Annotated in this window: 13 protein-coding genes; 5 read left to right on the forward strand and 8 right to left on the reverse strand. The window is 33.2% G+C overall.

The window, feature by feature from the left end; genetic code table 11:
* Positions 1–623 precede the first annotated feature (623 nt).
* From H3T80_RS04415 to yejK, 4 genes are all read right to left on the reverse strand, one after another.
* A complete protein-coding gene (locus H3T80_RS04415; RefSeq protein ID WP_198200261.1) occupies positions 624–902 on the reverse strand; it encodes a hypothetical protein in 279 nt (92 codons plus the stop codon).
* The gene (locus H3T80_RS04420; protein ID WP_198200262.1) at positions 896–4,633 is read right to left on the reverse strand and encodes a DUF4132 domain-containing protein; all 3,738 of its coding nucleotides are present in this window, start codon (positions 4,631–4,633) and stop codon (positions 896–898) included. The genes H3T80_RS04415 and H3T80_RS04420 overlap by 7 nt, the downstream gene beginning before the upstream one ends.
* A 964-nt stretch (positions 4,634–5,597) precedes the next feature.
* The gene (gene nfo, locus H3T80_RS04425) at positions 5,598–6,443 is read right to left on the reverse strand and encodes a deoxyribonuclease IV (protein WP_198200264.1); all 846 of its coding nucleotides are present in this window, start codon (positions 6,441–6,443) and stop codon (positions 5,598–5,600) included.
* 13 nt (positions 6,444–6,456) lie between these two features.
* Positions 6,457–7,464 (reverse strand): nucleoid-associated protein YejK, encoded by a 1,008-nt coding sequence (gene yejK, locus H3T80_RS04430; RefSeq protein WP_198200267.1) that lies wholly within the window; start codon positions 7,462–7,464, stop codon positions 6,457–6,459.
* Positions 7,465–7,647: 183 nt separating this feature from the next.
* On the opposite strand from yejK, the gene H3T80_RS04435 reads away from it, so the two are divergent.
* The gene (locus H3T80_RS04435) at positions 7,648–9,027 is read left to right on the forward strand and encodes an MATE family efflux transporter (RefSeq protein ID WP_198200269.1); all 1,380 of its coding nucleotides are present in this window, start codon (positions 7,648–7,650) and stop codon (positions 9,025–9,027) included.
* A 146-nt stretch (positions 9,028–9,173) separates the two neighbouring features.
* On the opposite strand, the gene H3T80_RS04440 is transcribed toward H3T80_RS04435, so the two are convergent.
* The 3 genes from H3T80_RS04440 to H3T80_RS04450 form a co-directional block, all read right to left on the reverse strand.
* Positions 9,174–9,860 carry a tetratricopeptide repeat protein gene (locus H3T80_RS04440; RefSeq protein WP_110447595.1) on the reverse strand — a complete coding sequence of 229 codons (687 nt, stop codon included), beginning with the start codon at positions 9,858–9,860 and terminating at the stop codon, positions 9,174–9,176.
* A gap of 257 nt (positions 9,861–10,117) precedes the next feature.
* Positions 10,118–11,005 (reverse strand): DMT family transporter, encoded by an 888-nt coding sequence (locus tag H3T80_RS04445; protein WP_198200271.1) that lies wholly within the window; start codon positions 11,003–11,005, stop codon positions 10,118–10,120.
* An 11-nt stretch (positions 11,006–11,016) separates the two neighbouring features.
* Positions 11,017–11,883 (reverse strand): YicC/YloC family endoribonuclease, encoded by an 867-nt coding sequence (locus H3T80_RS04450; RefSeq protein WP_198200273.1) that lies wholly within the window; start codon positions 11,881–11,883, stop codon positions 11,017–11,019.
* Positions 11,884–12,046: 163 nt separating this feature from the next.
* Between H3T80_RS04450 and rph the strand changes: the two genes are divergently transcribed.
* The 3 genes from rph to H3T80_RS04465 all read left to right on the forward strand — a co-directional run bounded on the left by rph (position 12,047) and on the right by H3T80_RS04465 (position 14,675).
* Positions 12,047–12,763: a ribonuclease PH gene (gene rph / locus H3T80_RS04455; protein ID WP_086363570.1), complete on the forward strand. Its 717-nt coding sequence runs from the start codon at positions 12,047–12,049 to the stop codon at positions 12,761–12,763.
* Between the two features lie 13 nt (positions 12,764–12,776).
* Positions 12,777–13,424, forward strand: a complete 648-nt coding sequence (pyrE, locus tag H3T80_RS04460; protein WP_086354000.1) for an orotate phosphoribosyltransferase — start codon at positions 12,777–12,779, stop codon at positions 13,422–13,424.
* Positions 13,425–13,568: 144 nt separating this feature from the next.
* Entirely contained in the window at positions 13,569–14,675 is a 1,107-nt protein-coding gene (locus H3T80_RS04465) for an SIMPL domain-containing protein (protein WP_110447592.1), read from the forward strand.
* A gap of 83 nt (positions 14,676–14,758) precedes the next feature.
* On the opposite strand, the gene H3T80_RS04470 is transcribed toward H3T80_RS04465, so the two are convergent.
* Complete coding sequence (locus H3T80_RS04470; RefSeq protein WP_198200276.1) at positions 14,759–15,463, reverse strand: GntR family transcriptional regulator; 705 nt, start codon at positions 15,461–15,463, stop codon at positions 14,759–14,761.
* 173 nt (positions 15,464–15,636) lie between these two features.
* Between H3T80_RS04470 and H3T80_RS04475 the strand changes: the two genes are divergently transcribed.
* Positions 15,637–17,508 carry a glucose PTS transporter subunit IIA gene (locus tag H3T80_RS04475; protein WP_198200278.1) on the forward strand — a complete coding sequence of 624 codons (1,872 nt, stop codon included), beginning with the start codon at positions 15,637–15,639 and terminating at the stop codon, positions 17,506–17,508.
* The last annotated feature ends 1 nt before the right edge of the window (position 17,509 follow it).

The following is a 17,509-nucleotide window of genomic DNA, read 5'->3' on the forward strand; positions in this document are numbered from 1 at the left end:
TGGTAATTGATAGTGGATTTCATTGATCAAATAGCAAAGACAATCCGCTCGTAAAATATGGTTAATATTTATGCGTCTCTTTTTCGTTATTTAATAAAGCTAATAATAATATTTAATGTAATTATTAACTCTAAAATTAATCCATAAGTGGCAAAAAATATTAAGGGGTCTATTTCATCATAAAGTTATTTATAAAAATATTCAGATAATCAAGATGATTTTTAACTTAAAAATTAGCCAAAAATCTTGTAAAAAATATTGAGAAGTCTATACCACCATAATGGTATTTGTGAATGATTTTAGATAGTTACCTTCCATGTTATTCATTAAAAACTCAATAACAAAATGATTAGCTAAGCTATTTTGTTTGGTTGTAATTATTTTATTAGTTGGCGTTAGTTGATTTTTGTTTATTCCTCATTTTCTGTTATTACAATTGGCGATTGATAGTGGATTTCATTGATCAAATAGCAAAGACAATCAGCTCGTAAAATATGGTTAATATTTATGCGTCTCTTTTTCGTTATTTAATAAAGCTAATAGTAATGTTTAATGTAATTATTAACTCCAAAATTAATCCATAAGCTTGTAAAAAATATTAAGGAGTCTATACCATCATAATATTATTTGTGAATGATTTTATTTTGCTGTGGTTTATTACTGTCATCAAAATAAGCAAAAAGAACAAAACTAGGACAATCTAGTAAACTATAAACCTGTTTATCATATTCATTAGAAGTATTAGATTTTGTTAATTTATTTAGATCATCAAGAACCATGGGATCTTTGCCATATAAAATATAATGACAAATCCGTTCAGGCATTGATGGTTCTAAATCATGTAAACCAGTAAAACAATCAAGAATGACCTGTTCCATCAGTTCTCGGTTATTTTTTACCATATTAATTTATCCTGCCAATTAGGATCAAAACCATTCGATGCGTCAGCTACCGCCATATAATTAGCGTAACCTTCGGCTAATAACACTTTTGGTAGATTATCTAGTGCAATTGCACTTTCGATAAAACCTGGTGTTTTGCTGAAATAAAGATTATAAAGCACGACAGGAATATTTTCCTCTGGCAGCATACTACCACTAAAGTCAATATTGATATAAAGTTTATAATTGGCAAAATATTTATAATAACCATAAAAACTGCCTCCATCTTCGATATCACCATGTCTATAACCTAATTTAGTTAAAATACCTCGTATAGTGAAACTATCTGTTAACCAACCTAGCCGATCATTAATAATACCGTCGTCAATTTTACTGATGTCAGGTAATGGATGGTTAAACTGATCAAATAACTGATTGAGTTTGTGATGTTTAAAATGCACTTGCCATTGTGCAATATCCGTACTGGACATTAATGCTGAATGGGCTAGTGTAATAAAGTGATTTTGATCAACGAAGATTTCATCGTTTTGATTAGTCACTAAACGACTATTTTCCGTTGGTCTAAAACTATTAACGATATGGCCACTTTTATCTAATTGTAACCAAACTAAACCTTGAATTAATCGACCTACAACTGGATGATGCTGTAAATATTTTTGCCAATCTTCCACTCGCCATTGCCGCTGGGCACACATGGCTTCGTAAAAACGGCTACTTTGCATAGTCAGCAATTGGCTAAGCTCTTTTTTACTGTTGTTGAACTGTTTTTTTGCCTCTTTGACAAGTTCAGGATTTTCGCTGTTACGTGCTTCAGGTAATGCTTTAAGCTTTTCTCCTTCAGCATTTTTTAATTGCCATTTAAATTTATCATCCAAACTAGCAATAAAAGTACGCTCACCATAATCAAGAATTAACAAGCCATTATCATCTAAACCTGCGGTCGATATGGTACGATCGGCTAGCTCATCAGTACTCCAACCACTACGCTTAGCAATATGTTCTACTAAATTTCTGGCCTTGTCTTGAATTGAAGCTGTACGATAGCGACGCGCTAATGATAATAACAGTTGAATGATAAAAGGATCGTTACTGTACGCCATAGGTTCTAGTATCGCTTCGATCTGAGCTCGCCGTTGAGAATGCTCTCTCATAAAACGGGTTATTAATGATACAGCAACCTGCCCTTTAATACCGCTTGTTAAAGATAGTATCCCTTTGGCTTTAATGGCTGAACCTAGATAATTGGCCAGTATTTCATTTTTAATTTCGTCAAAAACTTGTTCATAAGTAATATTATTATAATGAGGATAGTGCTTTGGATAACGTTGATAAGCTCTCATATATTGTTGTAGACGTTTATCAGCTAATGAACTCGCTTGCGCTTCTGCTTCCTCGATCGTTGGCATTAAGGTATCTTGTTGGATAAAGCTTTGTAAAATAAATTCGCCTAATTGTTGTTGGCTTTGTTTACTTAATAATTGAGTATAAGTGATGAATAGCGGATGACTAGGATCTTTTAATTTAAATGCTAAACAGATCCACCACTCAATAATTTGAGGATCAACTTTATCACCATTTTGCCAAGTCAAAGTGGGTATTAAGTTAAAATCAAACCAATCAAAATCAGCTGACTTTTTGCCTTTCAAACCTTTTTGAGCTGCAGTCAATAATTGTTTCGCGGTTAAATATCGACTAATGTCTTCATCCATTTTTTCCAATGCGATTAATATTGCTGCTTGCACTATTTCACGCTTCTCTTTTTTCAAAGCTACAATTAAGGCTTCAATGGAATTTTTATTGCCTAGTTCTGCTAACCATTCAGCAGCAGCAAGACGAACTTCTTGTTTAGCCGATGATAAAGCTTGTTCAACTTGATTATGTATATTTGGGATTGCGCTTAGCACATCCTGTGCAGCGTGACGAATTTGTTTAGGTTCATCTAAAGCTAATTCAAATAGGTAAGTTACATATTTAACTGGAATAATTGGAAAAAGGGTTAATATTTTTATCGCATTGATTCTATCAACATAAGAGTCGAACCAGTATTTTTGTTGGCGAGCAAATCCTAATGCTTCGTCCAATAAAAATTCATTCTCAGCAAAAAAAGACCATAATTTGTATGGTTCAGTTTCATAAACATCATGAAAAATATCACTGGTTAAAAATGGTATTGCGATAATATGTTGAATATGTTTAATGGATTGAATACCTTTATAGTAGTTTAACTTTTCAAAGATATCGGCGATTTGTCGAAGATCAAAATTTCTTATTACATCATATTTTCTATATATATTTAGAAAACAATATTCACTATTCATATTAGTAGGACCTTCAACTAATATAGTCGCACGAAGTAAGTGAAATAAAGTAAACTCAGGTAAATTTTGTAATCTTTTTTTTCTCAACAAAAATCGAAAATCGATATTTTTTTTGATTTTTTTTACTAATATTGAATGTTCTATTTTACCATTCAAATATTCAAAGATATTATCTAAATCTTTGCTGGTAGTTTTTTTCAATAATTGATAACGTTCTTGCAAATGAACCCACGGCAAACCATTTTTTTGATTATTTTCAATCTCTTTTTGTGCATCCTTTTCACACTCGATCAAAAATTCTTGAAAATTTTGCTGTAACAAATCACGAGCACTTATTGACAATGGCGTGTCAATAAGAGGTTCAAAACCAGGAATAACTAAATCAGATTGTCGTTTAACCGTATTGGCACTTTCCAATCGTGTTAAAGCACTTTCAATCGCAGTAATTACCGTTTTATTGGTTTCGTCTGCCAATGCTTGTTTTAAAATTATAGGATCAGCAACAATTCTAGTTAGTAAGACAGCCGCATTACTACGTTGCTTAACTGAACCAGATGTTAAAAAAGATTGTAACTGAATTTGAATAATATCACTTGGTAAGCTAAACAGAATTTCAGTAGCTAATTGATTGATCTGCTTATTAGTATTTAATGCCTGCATGGTAATAAAATCAGCCAAAGGCAATTGAAGTTCCATATGCTTTTGAATATATTTTAACTGATCTATTTGCCCTAAGATCGCTAACCCTTGAGTCGGTAGTTGCTTAAATAATGTTATATACTTCTGAATATAGTGCAATAAACCATTTATCATAAAAAAGTATTTGAAGTGGCTATGAGATAGAACGCTAATATTTTGCCGATCAAAGATTGCAAACAGTAAGTTTTCGCCTAAACCTATTTGTTCAATTTCAAGTAATTGATGTAATTGCTGAATTGTCCAACTTTCACGTTGATCAATTTTTTCTTCGTTTTCACAATAAGTTGGTAACGTGGTAATCAGTCCATCATATAACAGATAGATGAACCATGTTGGTAATTTCTCACTAGACACTTTAACGAAAGATAAATGGTCACATAAGGTCGCAAAGACGCGAGCAAAGCGAATTATTTGTTCTGGCGAAAAAGTTCCAGTCCAACGGCGATAAAACTCAAGACGAGCTTGTTCTGCTTCATGAGTTTTGCTAAAAGTAGCAACGCTATAAAGCTCGCAAGGCCTGCGCATATATTCATAGATTTTATAAGCTGTTTTAGAAGTTTGACATAATTTATCAAAATCGCCCAACACCTCTAGTTCATCACCTTGTAAAATATATTGGCTAATACGGGATGGTAAGCTTTGATCCTGTACGCTTAATGGTTCAAAAATAGTCTTAATTAATTGTTCTGGTGATAATTGTTCTATTTTTTTCATATTCCTTTTTCTCACATAAAACATCAAAACTTTGGCATACCTTTGCAACAGTATTGTGCATTATATTTATTCGCTAATTGTTCCGATTCAATTTTGCCATTTAAATCATTATAAATATTATCAATATAATTCATTCCTTCATCATCAATAAGCTAGTTATGTTTAGTCAAAAATCTTTGTTGTTTTGTTAATCTATTTTTCAGCCTTTCTCCTTGTCCGATGACCTCTGGCAAAATTTTGTCATCTTATAAAAATAATGATTATCAAATTCGCTTTTCTAATTACTTAATAATGAGAACAATTAACCACCAATTACCTGATTAGCCATATCTTTATCAGAAGATAAAATCAATCTTTTTAGTTGGTAAAAAATTACCTATATGATAGTGATATCGCATCAAACAATATTATCTTTAATTTATGCTAATTAGTGTTCAACATAAACTAGCAAGAAATTTATCATTTTGATTTATTTTATCTTATTTAGAATTAGTTGACCAATATATAATTTAAAATAATTCATTATTAGTAACGTAGAAAATCCATCATATTTTCATGACCAAATATGATTTGTAAGCTAAAAATTGAAGGTAGATTTGATTATCGAATGAGTTTTAATAATTAGAAAGTAAAAATAAAGCTACAGCTGTAATCAGATAAGTATCACAATTAATTTCGCTGAATTTATTGCTAGCTTGATAATAGTGAGTAATTTATTATATAGATAAATGGAAAACTATTTTTATTGGTTTAACTTCTATGGTTTTCATTACAAATGTTTGTTCAAAGCACCTAGTTTTAGCAAAACATTCTTTTTGTTTGAAGATTATTTAATGTACTATTAATACCGATATCCATTTAGTTATCGCTAGTCAAAAAGTCTATCAGCATATTTAATAATATTAGTTCAAACCAACATGACTGTATTAAGCTAAAACTAGGTTGTAATATATAAACTAGTTAGTTATCTGTTTTCTTGTTCTTTTAACCATGCTATTTCTTGTGCCCAAATATCTGGGTTAATCGTTTCAAGAATAAGTGGTATTTCATCAATTCGCGAGTCTTGCATAATAAATTTAAATGCGATTTCACCAATGGTACCTTTACCTAAGCTGTCATGACGGTCAACATGGCTGGCGAGTTCACTTTTGGCGTCATTTAAATGCATACCACGTAAATATTTAAAACCAACAATTTTTTCAAATTCATCAAAAGTTTCTTTGCAGGCTTTTTCGCTGCGCAAATCATAACCGGCAGCAAAAGCGTGACAAGTATCAATACAAACGCCAACACGGCTTTTGTCTTCTACTTTATCGATAATTTGCGCAAGATGTTCAAATTTACAGCCTAAGTTAGAACCTTGTCCAGCAGTGTTTTCGATAACCGCAACGACATCTTTAGTTTTATCTAAGGTAATATTGATTGACTCCGAAATGCGGGATAAACATTCATCAACTGAAATTTTTTGTAAATGACTACCTGGATGAAAATTGAGTAACGTTAAACCTAATTGTTCACAACGTTGCATCTCATCTAAAAAAGCAGTACGAGATTTTGCCAATTGTTCACTATCTGGGCTACCTAAATTAATTAGATAACTATCGTGTGGTAGAATTTGTTTACTGGTGAATCCATATCGTTCACAACGTTTTTTGAAACTATCAATCACTGCAGTTTCAAGCGGTTTTGCATGCCATTGTCGCTGATTTTTGGTGAATAAAGCAAAAGCGGTTGCGCCAATTTGATAGGCATTTATTGGCGCATTATCCACACCGCCAGCTGCACTCACATGTGCACCAATGTATTTCATATTTTTCCCCTAATTATTCGTTTGAGCCACTATTGCGTTGAAGTTGATCACGTAAATTAGGTGGGACGCCCTTAATAACGAGTGAATCAGTTTGTGGGTCCCATTTTATACGTTCACCTAATAGGTCAGAGTTAAAACTTATGGTTAATCCACCACCACTGCCTGAGAATTTTTTCAATTGACGTAAGGCACTACGATCAACTGGAAATGTATCTTCTAAATCATATTCGCTATTTTTTACAAATTCCATAAAGTTATTTTCGTCACTTGTTGGTAATTCGTTAGCCAGATTTTTCAGCTCGATCTCTTCCCCTGCTTGTAATTGAGCTTGACAATAGTTATAGACATTTTCACGAGCACTAGTTTTATCTTGTTTGTCAAATTGCATCTCTTGACAGTAATCATCTACCGCTTTAACAAGGGTTTTATTTTGCGCTTTTGCGTCTAATCCTTCACTGGCACCTAAGTAGTCCATGAAAAAATCAGATACTTTTCGCCCGACTCGGCCTTTTAAAAAAGTTAAATAACGTTTTGACTCTGGTGCGGTTTCCCATTCAGTAATATCAATACGGGCAATAATATCAGCATGATCTATATCTAAATATTGGGTTTCAGAGATATTAAGCTCCTCATTCACTAACATACTTAAGCAACTATTTAATACAGCAATAATTAGATATTCAACTGCAAGGTATCGATAGTGGCAAAAAACAACTGTACCACCTTCTGCAAATGGATATTTTGCTAATTCATTACGCAGCTGTTTGGTTGATTCTTGACTAAAATTAAGAAAATCTTGATTACCTAAACGTAACTCTTTAAGTGATTGTTCAAAAAGACTTTCACTACTAAATAAACCATATGCTTTACTTTTATTGTTGTAAATTCTATTAATATCTTCAATCAAGTTAGCAACAGCTTGTTCATTACCGAGAAGTGAATCACGAAGTTGTAGTTCAATTTCAGTATCACTTTTTCTAATTAATTTATGTAGAACTATATTCTCAATTTGTACGCTCATGGAGATTCCTATTTGGATCGATAATTTAATGGGGTATATTTTAACAAAGCACTAAAAAAGTGCTATCATCAATTTATAACTCTGCTAAACTAAGCAACATTCTTATTGTCAATTTTATACTTTTACGTATCCTTGTTCTAAAACTTCTTTATAACTTTTAACCTTTTATCAATGTGAATCAAAATGACAAACTCACACGATATTTATGATGATTTTAAACATAAAAAAATCAGCTTATTGTTTTGGCAATATGCGCTTCCATCTATTATCGGCACAACAGTGAATACGCTGTATAACATTATTGATGGAATTTTTATTGGCCATTGGATTGGTCGTGAAGCACTGAGTGGCGCAGGTATTATTTTACCGGTAATGAATCTTGCTGCGGGCATTGGCATGCTAGTAGGTATTGGTTCTGCCAGCCGAATATCTATCTTTTTAGGCCGAGGAGAAATCGATAAAGCAGAAAAAGTAGCAGGAACTTCTTTTATGTTAACTGCCGTACTTAGTGGCATCACTTTAGCCTTACTACTCTATTTTATCGATCCTGTTTTACACTTTATTGGTTCAAGCCCAACCAACCATATTTATGCTCGTGAGTTTTTAGAGGTGTTTTTACCGGGCAGTATATTTATCACATTAACATTTAATTACAACAATATGATGCGCGCCAGTGGCTATCCGTTTAAAGCCATGGTGACTATGTTTATTAGTGTGATTGCGAATATTATTCTTGCACCAATTTTTATTATTGCTTTAGGTTGGGGAATGAGAGGAGCAGCTTTTGCTACCACTCTCGCAATGTTCATAAGCTTTTTATTTGTGATGCAGCACTTTATTAGCAAAAACAGTAATATAAAGCTATATCGTCGTAACTTTAGGCTCGATTTTACTTACATTAAGTCGATTTTGTCGATTGGCATGTCACCATTTGCTATGCAAGTTGCCGCCTCAATGGTAGTTGTTTTTATAAACTGGCAGTTAACCCGTTATGCCCCGATTTCACATGTTTCAAGTGATGATGCGATTGCTGGTTACTCTAACGCTAACCGATTAATTACACTGATTATCATGATTGTCATCGGCGTAAATCAAGGTATGCAACCGATTATTGGTTATAATTACGGCTCTAAAAATTATGTTCGGGTGAAAGAAACGTTTATCTATGCAGTTAAAATTGCCACAGTTATCACCAGTGTTGGCTTTATATTTGGTTGCTTTATTCCTGACGTGTTGGTTAGAGCGTTTAGTTCTGATGTCGATTTAGTGGCGATATCGGCTATTGCATTACGTTATACTACGTTTTCATTTGCATTAGTCGGTTTTCAGATGGTAACAACTAGTTTTTTCCAATGTATCGGGATGGCAAAGATTTCTATTTTGTTAAGCCTTTCAAGACAACTTCTAATTTTACTACCAACACTTTATATTCTACCATTATTCTTCGATTTAGATGGCGTTTGGGCAGCATCACCAACTGCAGACCTTTTATCAACGGGTATCGCTTATGCTGCGTTATATTGGTATTTTAAATCGATAAAAAGAAGACATCGATTAGCTTAAGCAGGTTTATATTAAGCAATTAGTTGATGAAGATTGATTTTATAACTCTAAAAAATGAAAAAGGCGGACTTAGTCCGCCTTTTTCATTTGAATTTAACTGTAGTTTAGTTAATTCTCACTAAAACTAAATTCTAATTAACCAAAAATTATTGACAAATTGGATGCTCCACACCGCCTTCACAAGCTTTTTCAAATAAATCCATCGCTTTATTGTGATCTTTTTTTAAGCCAGCCATACCATTTTCATACATGACAGCTAAATTAAACTGAGCTTCAGGTATACCTTGTTCAGCGGCTTTTTCATACCAGTATCGAGCTTTAATTGCATCTTTTTTAATACCTTGACCAAAAAAATACATATCACCTAAAAAAGATTGAGCATAAGACAAACCTTGTTCTGCTGATTTTTCAAGTAGTTCTTTTGCTTTTAATAGATCTTTTTCAACTCCTCGTCCTTCTTTATACATGCCACCTAAATTTAATTGCGCATACATATCATTTTTTGCCACACCTTTTTCATACCACTCTTTCGCTTTAGCATAGTCTTGTTCAACGCCATTACCCTTATCATACATAGTACCTACATTGGATTCGGCTCTTCCATTGCCTAGTGCAATAGCTTTATCAAACCATTCTCTCGCTTTAACATAGTCTTTTTCAACACCATCTACCCCATTGAGGTATCTATAGCCTAACTCATTTAGTGCAACTGGATCATTTTGCTCGGTGGCAATTTTTAGCACTTCATCATATGGTACATTATCATATTTAGCTGCATTAACCGAACATGCAAAAAATAAAATTAATAAACCACTTGTAAGCATTTTTTTCATATTAGTTATTCCTTTTCATCCTTTAATATTTTTATATATTTACAACAAAAATAATATCATTATATTAGCAATATTTAATTGATTTTCAAGTAGAAGAAAAAATAGATTTTAGAGGTTTAAAATAGGAATACAAGACAGTCAAATTAGAAAATTAATCTATTCTTAGTTACCAGCAAATCAATGATCAGATTAGTGAAATTATTGTCTTTAGTTCAATAATTCAATCGTTCAATTAAATTCAATTAATAATATCGTTTTTAATTATTAATTACGCTTGATAATGTAACTATAATCAAACAGACAAAGATAAATAACATACCAATCCAAGCTATTAATGACAGCGATTCGCCAACAATTATCATAGCGAGAATTGCAGCAATAACCGGTTCCAATAGACTAATAGTAGTTGCTAAACTGGCAGATATTTTCGATAATCCATATCCATAGCATAGATATCCTAAAAACATTGGAATCAATGCCATATAACAGCCAACTGCAATATTATTCCATGCTGCAAAAAATGTCGTTCCCGTTATTAGCATCACTGGAATCAGTAATAAACCGCCACAACCAAATGTAGCACCCATGGCCGCTTTGCTATCTATACCTTTTAACATTAATTGTCGTGCTGACCATGAGTAAAGAGCATAAGTAAAACCAGCAATAAGTCCTAATAAAATTCCCAAACCAACATGATTATATTCAACTGTGGTCGAAGCATTTTCAGAAAATGCTAACATAGTCATGCCGATAATACCCAATAAAGCACCAATAACCCATTGTTTTGTCACTTGGAAATCACGACTAATATATTCAATTATAGCTGATAAGATTGGCGCTGATCCTATTGAAACAACCGTACCGATAGTAACACCCGATAAACGCATCGATGAATAAAATGCCAAAGGATAGATAGCCACGGCTAAGGCACCTACAATTAAAAAACGGCTATGAGTTGTTAATGATGAGTGGTTTTGCTTGATATTATAAATAGCTAATCCGCATTGCAATATCCCCCCAATGCCCATTGCGAAGGAACCAATAAATAAAGGAGATAAAGTAGGAGCAAAAGTGGCTGCTGTGCCAGTTGTGCCCCATAATAGCGATGCCAAAATAACAGCAAAAATACCGAGATACTTATTCATCAACAAGTAAATTATTCGATATTTTGTACTTGCTCGCGGATTTGCTCAATCAACACTTTGAGTTCAATCGCGCTAGCGGTTACATCAGCATTAATCGATTTTGAAGCAATAGTATTAGATTCACGGTTGAACTCTTGCATCATAAAATCGAGTCGACGACCTACTGCCTCATTTTTCTTTAAGATCGAATATGTTTCGTTAACATGCGTCATTAACCGATCTAGTTCTTCAGCGACATCAATTTTTTGGGCAACCATAACAATTTCTTGTTCTAAACGTGAATTATCAAGATCAATATTAGCTTCTTCAAGCTTACCTTTTAATCGTTCTTTTTGCCATTCTAAAATCTGCGGCATCCAAGTACGAATTTTATCAACTTCCACGGTTATCGCTTGTAAGCGTTGAGTAATTAATTCACAAAGCGCTTTACCTTCACGCTCCCGAACGGCGATAAACTCATCAATAGCGGTTTCAAGTAAAGCCAAAATTTCTTGCGAAATAGTATCCAAATTTTGTTCTTTGCTTGACATGACACCAGGCCAACGTAAAACATCAAGCGGATTTATTTGTCCTGTTTGATACTCACGTTTTATCCAGTCACCAGCAGCTAATATTTGTTTAGCAAGTTCAATGTTTAATGACAATTCTTGATGTTGTGCTGCTGGATCTAATTCGAAACGTAAATTACATTCGACTTTTCCGCGCGTTAATCGTGCACGAAGTCGTTCACGAATAATTGGCTCCAGAGAACGAAACTGTTCGGGTAAACGAATATAGGTTTCTAAGTAGCGTTGATTGACCGAACGTAACTCCCAAGAAGCACTACCCCATGATTGGTTCAACTCTTTTCGCGCATATGCGGTCATACTAGAAATCATAATAGGTCCTAAATTTATAAAAAACTTGCTGGGCATTGTATCACAAATTCTGTATAATGTGCTCTTAGCTTAGGCTAAACATCAACGCTTTCTTGTTGATGTCCTCCTAAATGATTTAATAAGTTCAAAGATAAATTTTAAAATAAAACTGCTGGAGAATTGCATGCGCCCGTCTGGTCGATCCGCGGAACAAGTCCGCCCAATCAAAATAACCCGTCATTACACTAAGCATGCAGAAGGTTCTGTATTAGTCGAGTTTGGTGAAACAAAAGTACTTTGTAATGCAACAATTGAAGAATCTGTACCTCGCTTTTTAAAAGGTCAAAATCAAGGTTGGGTAACCGCTGAATATGGTATGTTGCCTCGAGCAACCAATTCAAGAACTCAACGTGAAGCGGCAAAAGGAAAACAAACAGGCCGTACGATGGAAATTCAACGCCTTATTGCCCGTTCATTACGCGCAATGATTGATCTAAAATTATTAGGGGAATATACCATTACATTAGATTGTGATGTTATCCAAGCTGATGGAGGCACTAGAACAGCATCAATAACTGGTGCTAGTGTGGCATTAGTTGACGCAATAAACATGATGTTAGAAAGTGGTAAAATCAAGCAAAACCCAATTAAATCTTTAGTGGCTGCCGTATCGGTAGGCATTGTTAATAGTGAAGCGGTATGCGACTTAGAATATATTGAAGATTCTAATGCCGAAACCGATATGAATGTGGTAATGACTGATGATGGTCGTATCATTGAAGTTCAAGGTACTGCCGAAGGTGAACCATTTAGTCATGAAGAATTATTAACTTTATTAGAACTGGCAAAAAATGGCATTACAACCATTATAGAAGCACAAAAACAAGCTTTAAAAGATTAATTGGAGAGGATCGATGAAATCATATAAGAGTGAATTTATAGAATTTGCTTTAGATAGGCAAGCATTAAAATTTGGTGAGTTTACCTTAAAATCAGGACGGAAAAGTCCCTATTTTTTTAATGCAGGACTATTTAATACCGGAAAGGATTTGGCGTTATTAGGTCGTTTTTATGCCGCTGCATTAATGGATGCAAATTTAAAATATGATGTCATCTTTGGTCCTGCCTACAAAGGTATCCCAATTGTCTCATCTACAGTTGTGGCTTTATCCGAGCACCACAATGTTGATGTACCTTATTGCTTTAACCGAAAAGAAGCTAAAGATCATGGTGAAGGTGGTAATTTAGTTGGTAGTTCTATTTATCAACAACGCGTCATGTTAGTTGATGATGTAATTACCGCTGGTACTGCAATTCGTGAATCAATGCGAATTTTAGAAGATAATCAATCTAAACTTGCTGGCGTATTAATCTGTCTTGATCGTCAAGAAAAAGGTAGAGGTGAATTATCCGCTATTCAAGAAATCAAACAAACTTATAGTTGTGACGTAATTTCGATTATCACTTTAGATGATTTGATCCAATATCTTTATCGTGATCCATCACGTAAAGACCAAGTAGTCCAAGTCGAAGCATATCGTTCTGAATATGGCATTAAATAACCAAGCGTCGTAAGACGCTTTTTTTATATTTGCAAGTTTTTACAATTATTTGACAACTTTTCAATTAAATTAATTATAATTTGTCTTATCTTTCTACATTAATTTACTTAAGCCCATTTCTCTAGACTGAATTAAGGAAATAAAATGAAAAAAACATTTATATTAATTTTGTTACTCAATATAAGCACCATATTTCCATCTCAGGCAAACTATAACGAGTTAAACGTCAGTAACTCTTATTTAGAACTGCAACAATTAAAATATGGAAAAGATCTCATTCCTGTGGGGCAAATTAATTCAAGTATTATTGATAGCATTAAATTAAAACCTGATACAGTTGAATTTTCTATTACTTTAGAAACAGAAGGTGCAACACCTACTGAAGCTTCAGATCTTAACGTTGAGACAATGAAGAAATTAAAAAATTACCTAAACACACTTAATATCACCGATGATAATTTAGTCACCATAGACTACAAAAACAGAGTTAAAACAATTGCGAAAGAAAACAATCAAGAAGATAACCATTATCAAGCGTTTCTTAATATTGTATTAACTATTGATGATAATGACAGTTTTATCAATCTAAATAAAGCCCTTGATAAATATAATATAAATGATATTTCTCAGCTTGAAGAAGAGAAGTTAACTAACTATTATCTATTCCAAATTACTGCAGTCGCTAATAGTGAAAGTAAAGCAAAAGAAGATCTATACCAAAAATATACTAATATCGCGAATGATTTAAAAAATATTGGTTTAACAAATGTTTCAATTAAGAGCTCGTTTGTCAGACAAATTGATACAGACAAAATTAATGAGCAACGTTATTTTGTTAATAACACTTTAAAAATAAAAATAAATAGACTCGATCTTATCGGTAAGATTATTGCCAAAGCACAAGAGTTAAAAATGAAAGTCAATAATGACATCTCTTATAGCGTATCACCAGAAGCCATTCAAACTGCAGTAAAAGAGCATGAAACTCTTTTATTAAACCAATTAACTACTAAAGTTCAACGTTTAATGGCTAAACAATATGTCGTTGGTGCACCTATTTCACTTGAAATTCAATCAAGATATCCTGAAGCAATTTATGAAAGAAATAACTCTAGTAGTGATCAAATGATGTTCAAAATGGTTTCAATGAAGAACTATAGTAATGTTGATATTTATACACCACCTGAATATGAAATCACCCTAACCTTATCAGGCTCATTCGAAACTCTTAAAAAGGTCGAGCAAAACTAATTTGATGTAAATTTATATAAAGTCTTTAGATTGATTAGATTTCATTTGGTTAATAATTTATTAACTAAATGAAATCTTGCAGACTATTTTGAATGACTTTGAACAAAGAATTTCGCATTATCGTAATGATAGATAATTTGTGAAAAATCGAAAGGTTCACCAGAAGAAGTATAAAAGATCTCTTCAACACATAAAGCGGGATCGCCAGCATTTAAACCTAAATAAGGGGCGATATCTTCATCTAATTTTATAGCTTTAAAATATTTGTCTGAAAAACCGATATTGACGTTGCAAATATCTTTTACATAACTAAAAATTGAGTTTTCAGCAATTTCTTTATTTAAATAAGAAACAATTTTTTTTCGATAATAAGATTGTTCAAAGCCATATACTTTACCTTCAACCAAACGCAACCGTTTTATATAATAAACATACTCATCATCTTCGCACTGGAGGTATTCTTTAACTTTGGCATTAGGTTGCATAACATCAACATTAAATACTTGCGATGAGCCAGGTAAATCATTGAGATCGACACTAAACCCATGACTTTCTAAGAAATTTAGATAACCTCGTTTTTTGGGTTGCCGAACAAAAATACCACTACCTTGGATTTGATAAATTACGCCATGTCTTTCAAGACGATTTAGTGCCTTAATAATAGTGGTTCGACTGACTTGATATTGCTGAATTAAACCTTCGATATTAGGCAACTGCGTACCTTTAGGCAAATTTTGCTGATAAATCGCTTGCTGGATTTTTTTCGCTACATCTTGATATTTTAACATTTGTTATTCTTTATTATTGTTATAAATAGTTTTTATTTTATACCTGTAAATTAATTATTAAATCAAAATTGCGAGAAAACGGGATCTAGATCACAAACAATAAAATTGGTCATTAACAATTTTTTATTTAAGGATAATATAAGCTCACAATTCTATGAAAAGGAGCTTAGTTAATGTCATCCAAAATTAGAGATTATAATAAATTGGCCGTTGATATTTTAAATGAGTTAGGCGGTGAAAATAATATTGTTTCTGTTGCACGTTGTGCAACTCGCTTACGTGTCGTGACGCAATCTACCCCCGAAAATGCCAAAGAAAAAATTGCCAGTTTTTCGGGTGTTATCACGGTAGTTGAAAAAGGTGGACAAATTCAAATTGTTATCGGTACTAATGTAGATAAAGTCTATAATGCCTTTACCCAATTACTGAAAAGTGATAATAAAGTAGATGTAAATAGTAAAAGTAGCATTTTAAACCGTGTTATTGCCACTATGTCAGCCGTTTTTGCTCCATTTGTTTATGTATTAGCTGGTGCAGGGATATTACAAGGTATCTTGATTTTAATTAATCTGGCCTTCCCTGGTTTTGATAAAACGAGCACTTGTCAAGTATTTAGTTTTATCTCTTGGGCTCCATTCACTTTTTTACCTATATTTATTGCCATTACCGCATCGCAACATTTCCGTTGTAATATCTATATTGCGGTAGCGTGTTGTGCAGCACTACTTTCACCGACCTGGGCAGAGATAGCAAAATTTATTAAAGAAGGTGGAACATTTGATTTATTTGGTTTACCACTGTCTGAAACCACTTATATGTCTACCGTATTACCACCACTATTTTTAGTTTGGTTGCTGTCTTATTTAGAACGTTTCTTAGAACCTAGATTACATAGCATTATTAAACCATTGTTCATGCCATTCATCTGTTTAGTTATCATGGTACCACTAACATTACTAGTAGTTGGACCTCTTACTGCTGAGGCTGCACGCTATATATCAATCGGATACAACTATTTAGTTGATTTTGCTCCATGGTTAGCTGGTGCTATTATTGGGGCATTCTGGCAAGTACTTGTTATATTCGGCGTCCATTGGGGAATAACTCCAATAGTTTTAGAAAACATGAAGCTAAATGGTCAAGATTCATTCCAAGCTTATCAAACTATTGCCGTAATCGGTCAAGTTGGTGCGGCACTTGGATTCTATATCAAAACACGTTCTTCCGAGATGAAAGGGGTATCAATATCAGCATTTGTAACTGGTCTATTTGGTATTACTGAACCAGCAATTTATGGGGTTAACTTACGCTTCAAAAAACCATTTATTTACGGTTGTGCGTGTGCATCAATTGGTGGTATTGTCGCTGGTTTCTTTACACCTTACTTCTACGCTTATGCCCCATTAGCTGGTCCATTAACTATTGTTAATACGATTAATCCAGAACATTATAATTCAGTAATCGGTGTATCCATTGGTTCGTTAATTGCGTTATTTGGACCAGTTATTCTTATACAAATTTTTGGTACCAATGAAAATAACCAAAATAATGGAAAAATTGAAAATGATACGCCCAAAATTGTTCTTGATAAAATCAATATTACTAGTCCCATGATCGGTAAAGCATTACCTCTGAGTGAAGTACCAGATCCAGCATTTGCTCAGAAATTGATGGGGGAAGGAATTGCAATAGAACCAACTGAAAACCATGTTTATGCACCTTATAATGGTAAAGTGACCGCCGTTTTTGAAAGTTCAAAACATGCTATCGGTTTAAGTTTAGATAATGGCGTAGAATTATTAATTCACGTTGGTATTGACACTGTTAATCTAACTAACAATGAATTTAGTTACCATGTGAGTATGGGACAACAAGTTAAAACGGGTGATTTATTAATTAGCTTTGATCCACAAGCAATTAAACAAGCTGGTTACCCATTAATCACACCAATTATTATTGTTAATACTGATCAGTACCAATTGATCACATTAACTGAAAATAAAGGCGTAAATCTTGACAATATCATATTCGAAATTAAGCAATAAC

The sequence above is a fragment of the Gilliamella sp. W8145 genome, from assembly GCF_016101145.1.
GTDB lineage: Bacteria > Pseudomonadota > Gammaproteobacteria > Enterobacterales > Orbaceae > Gilliamella > Gilliamella apis_A.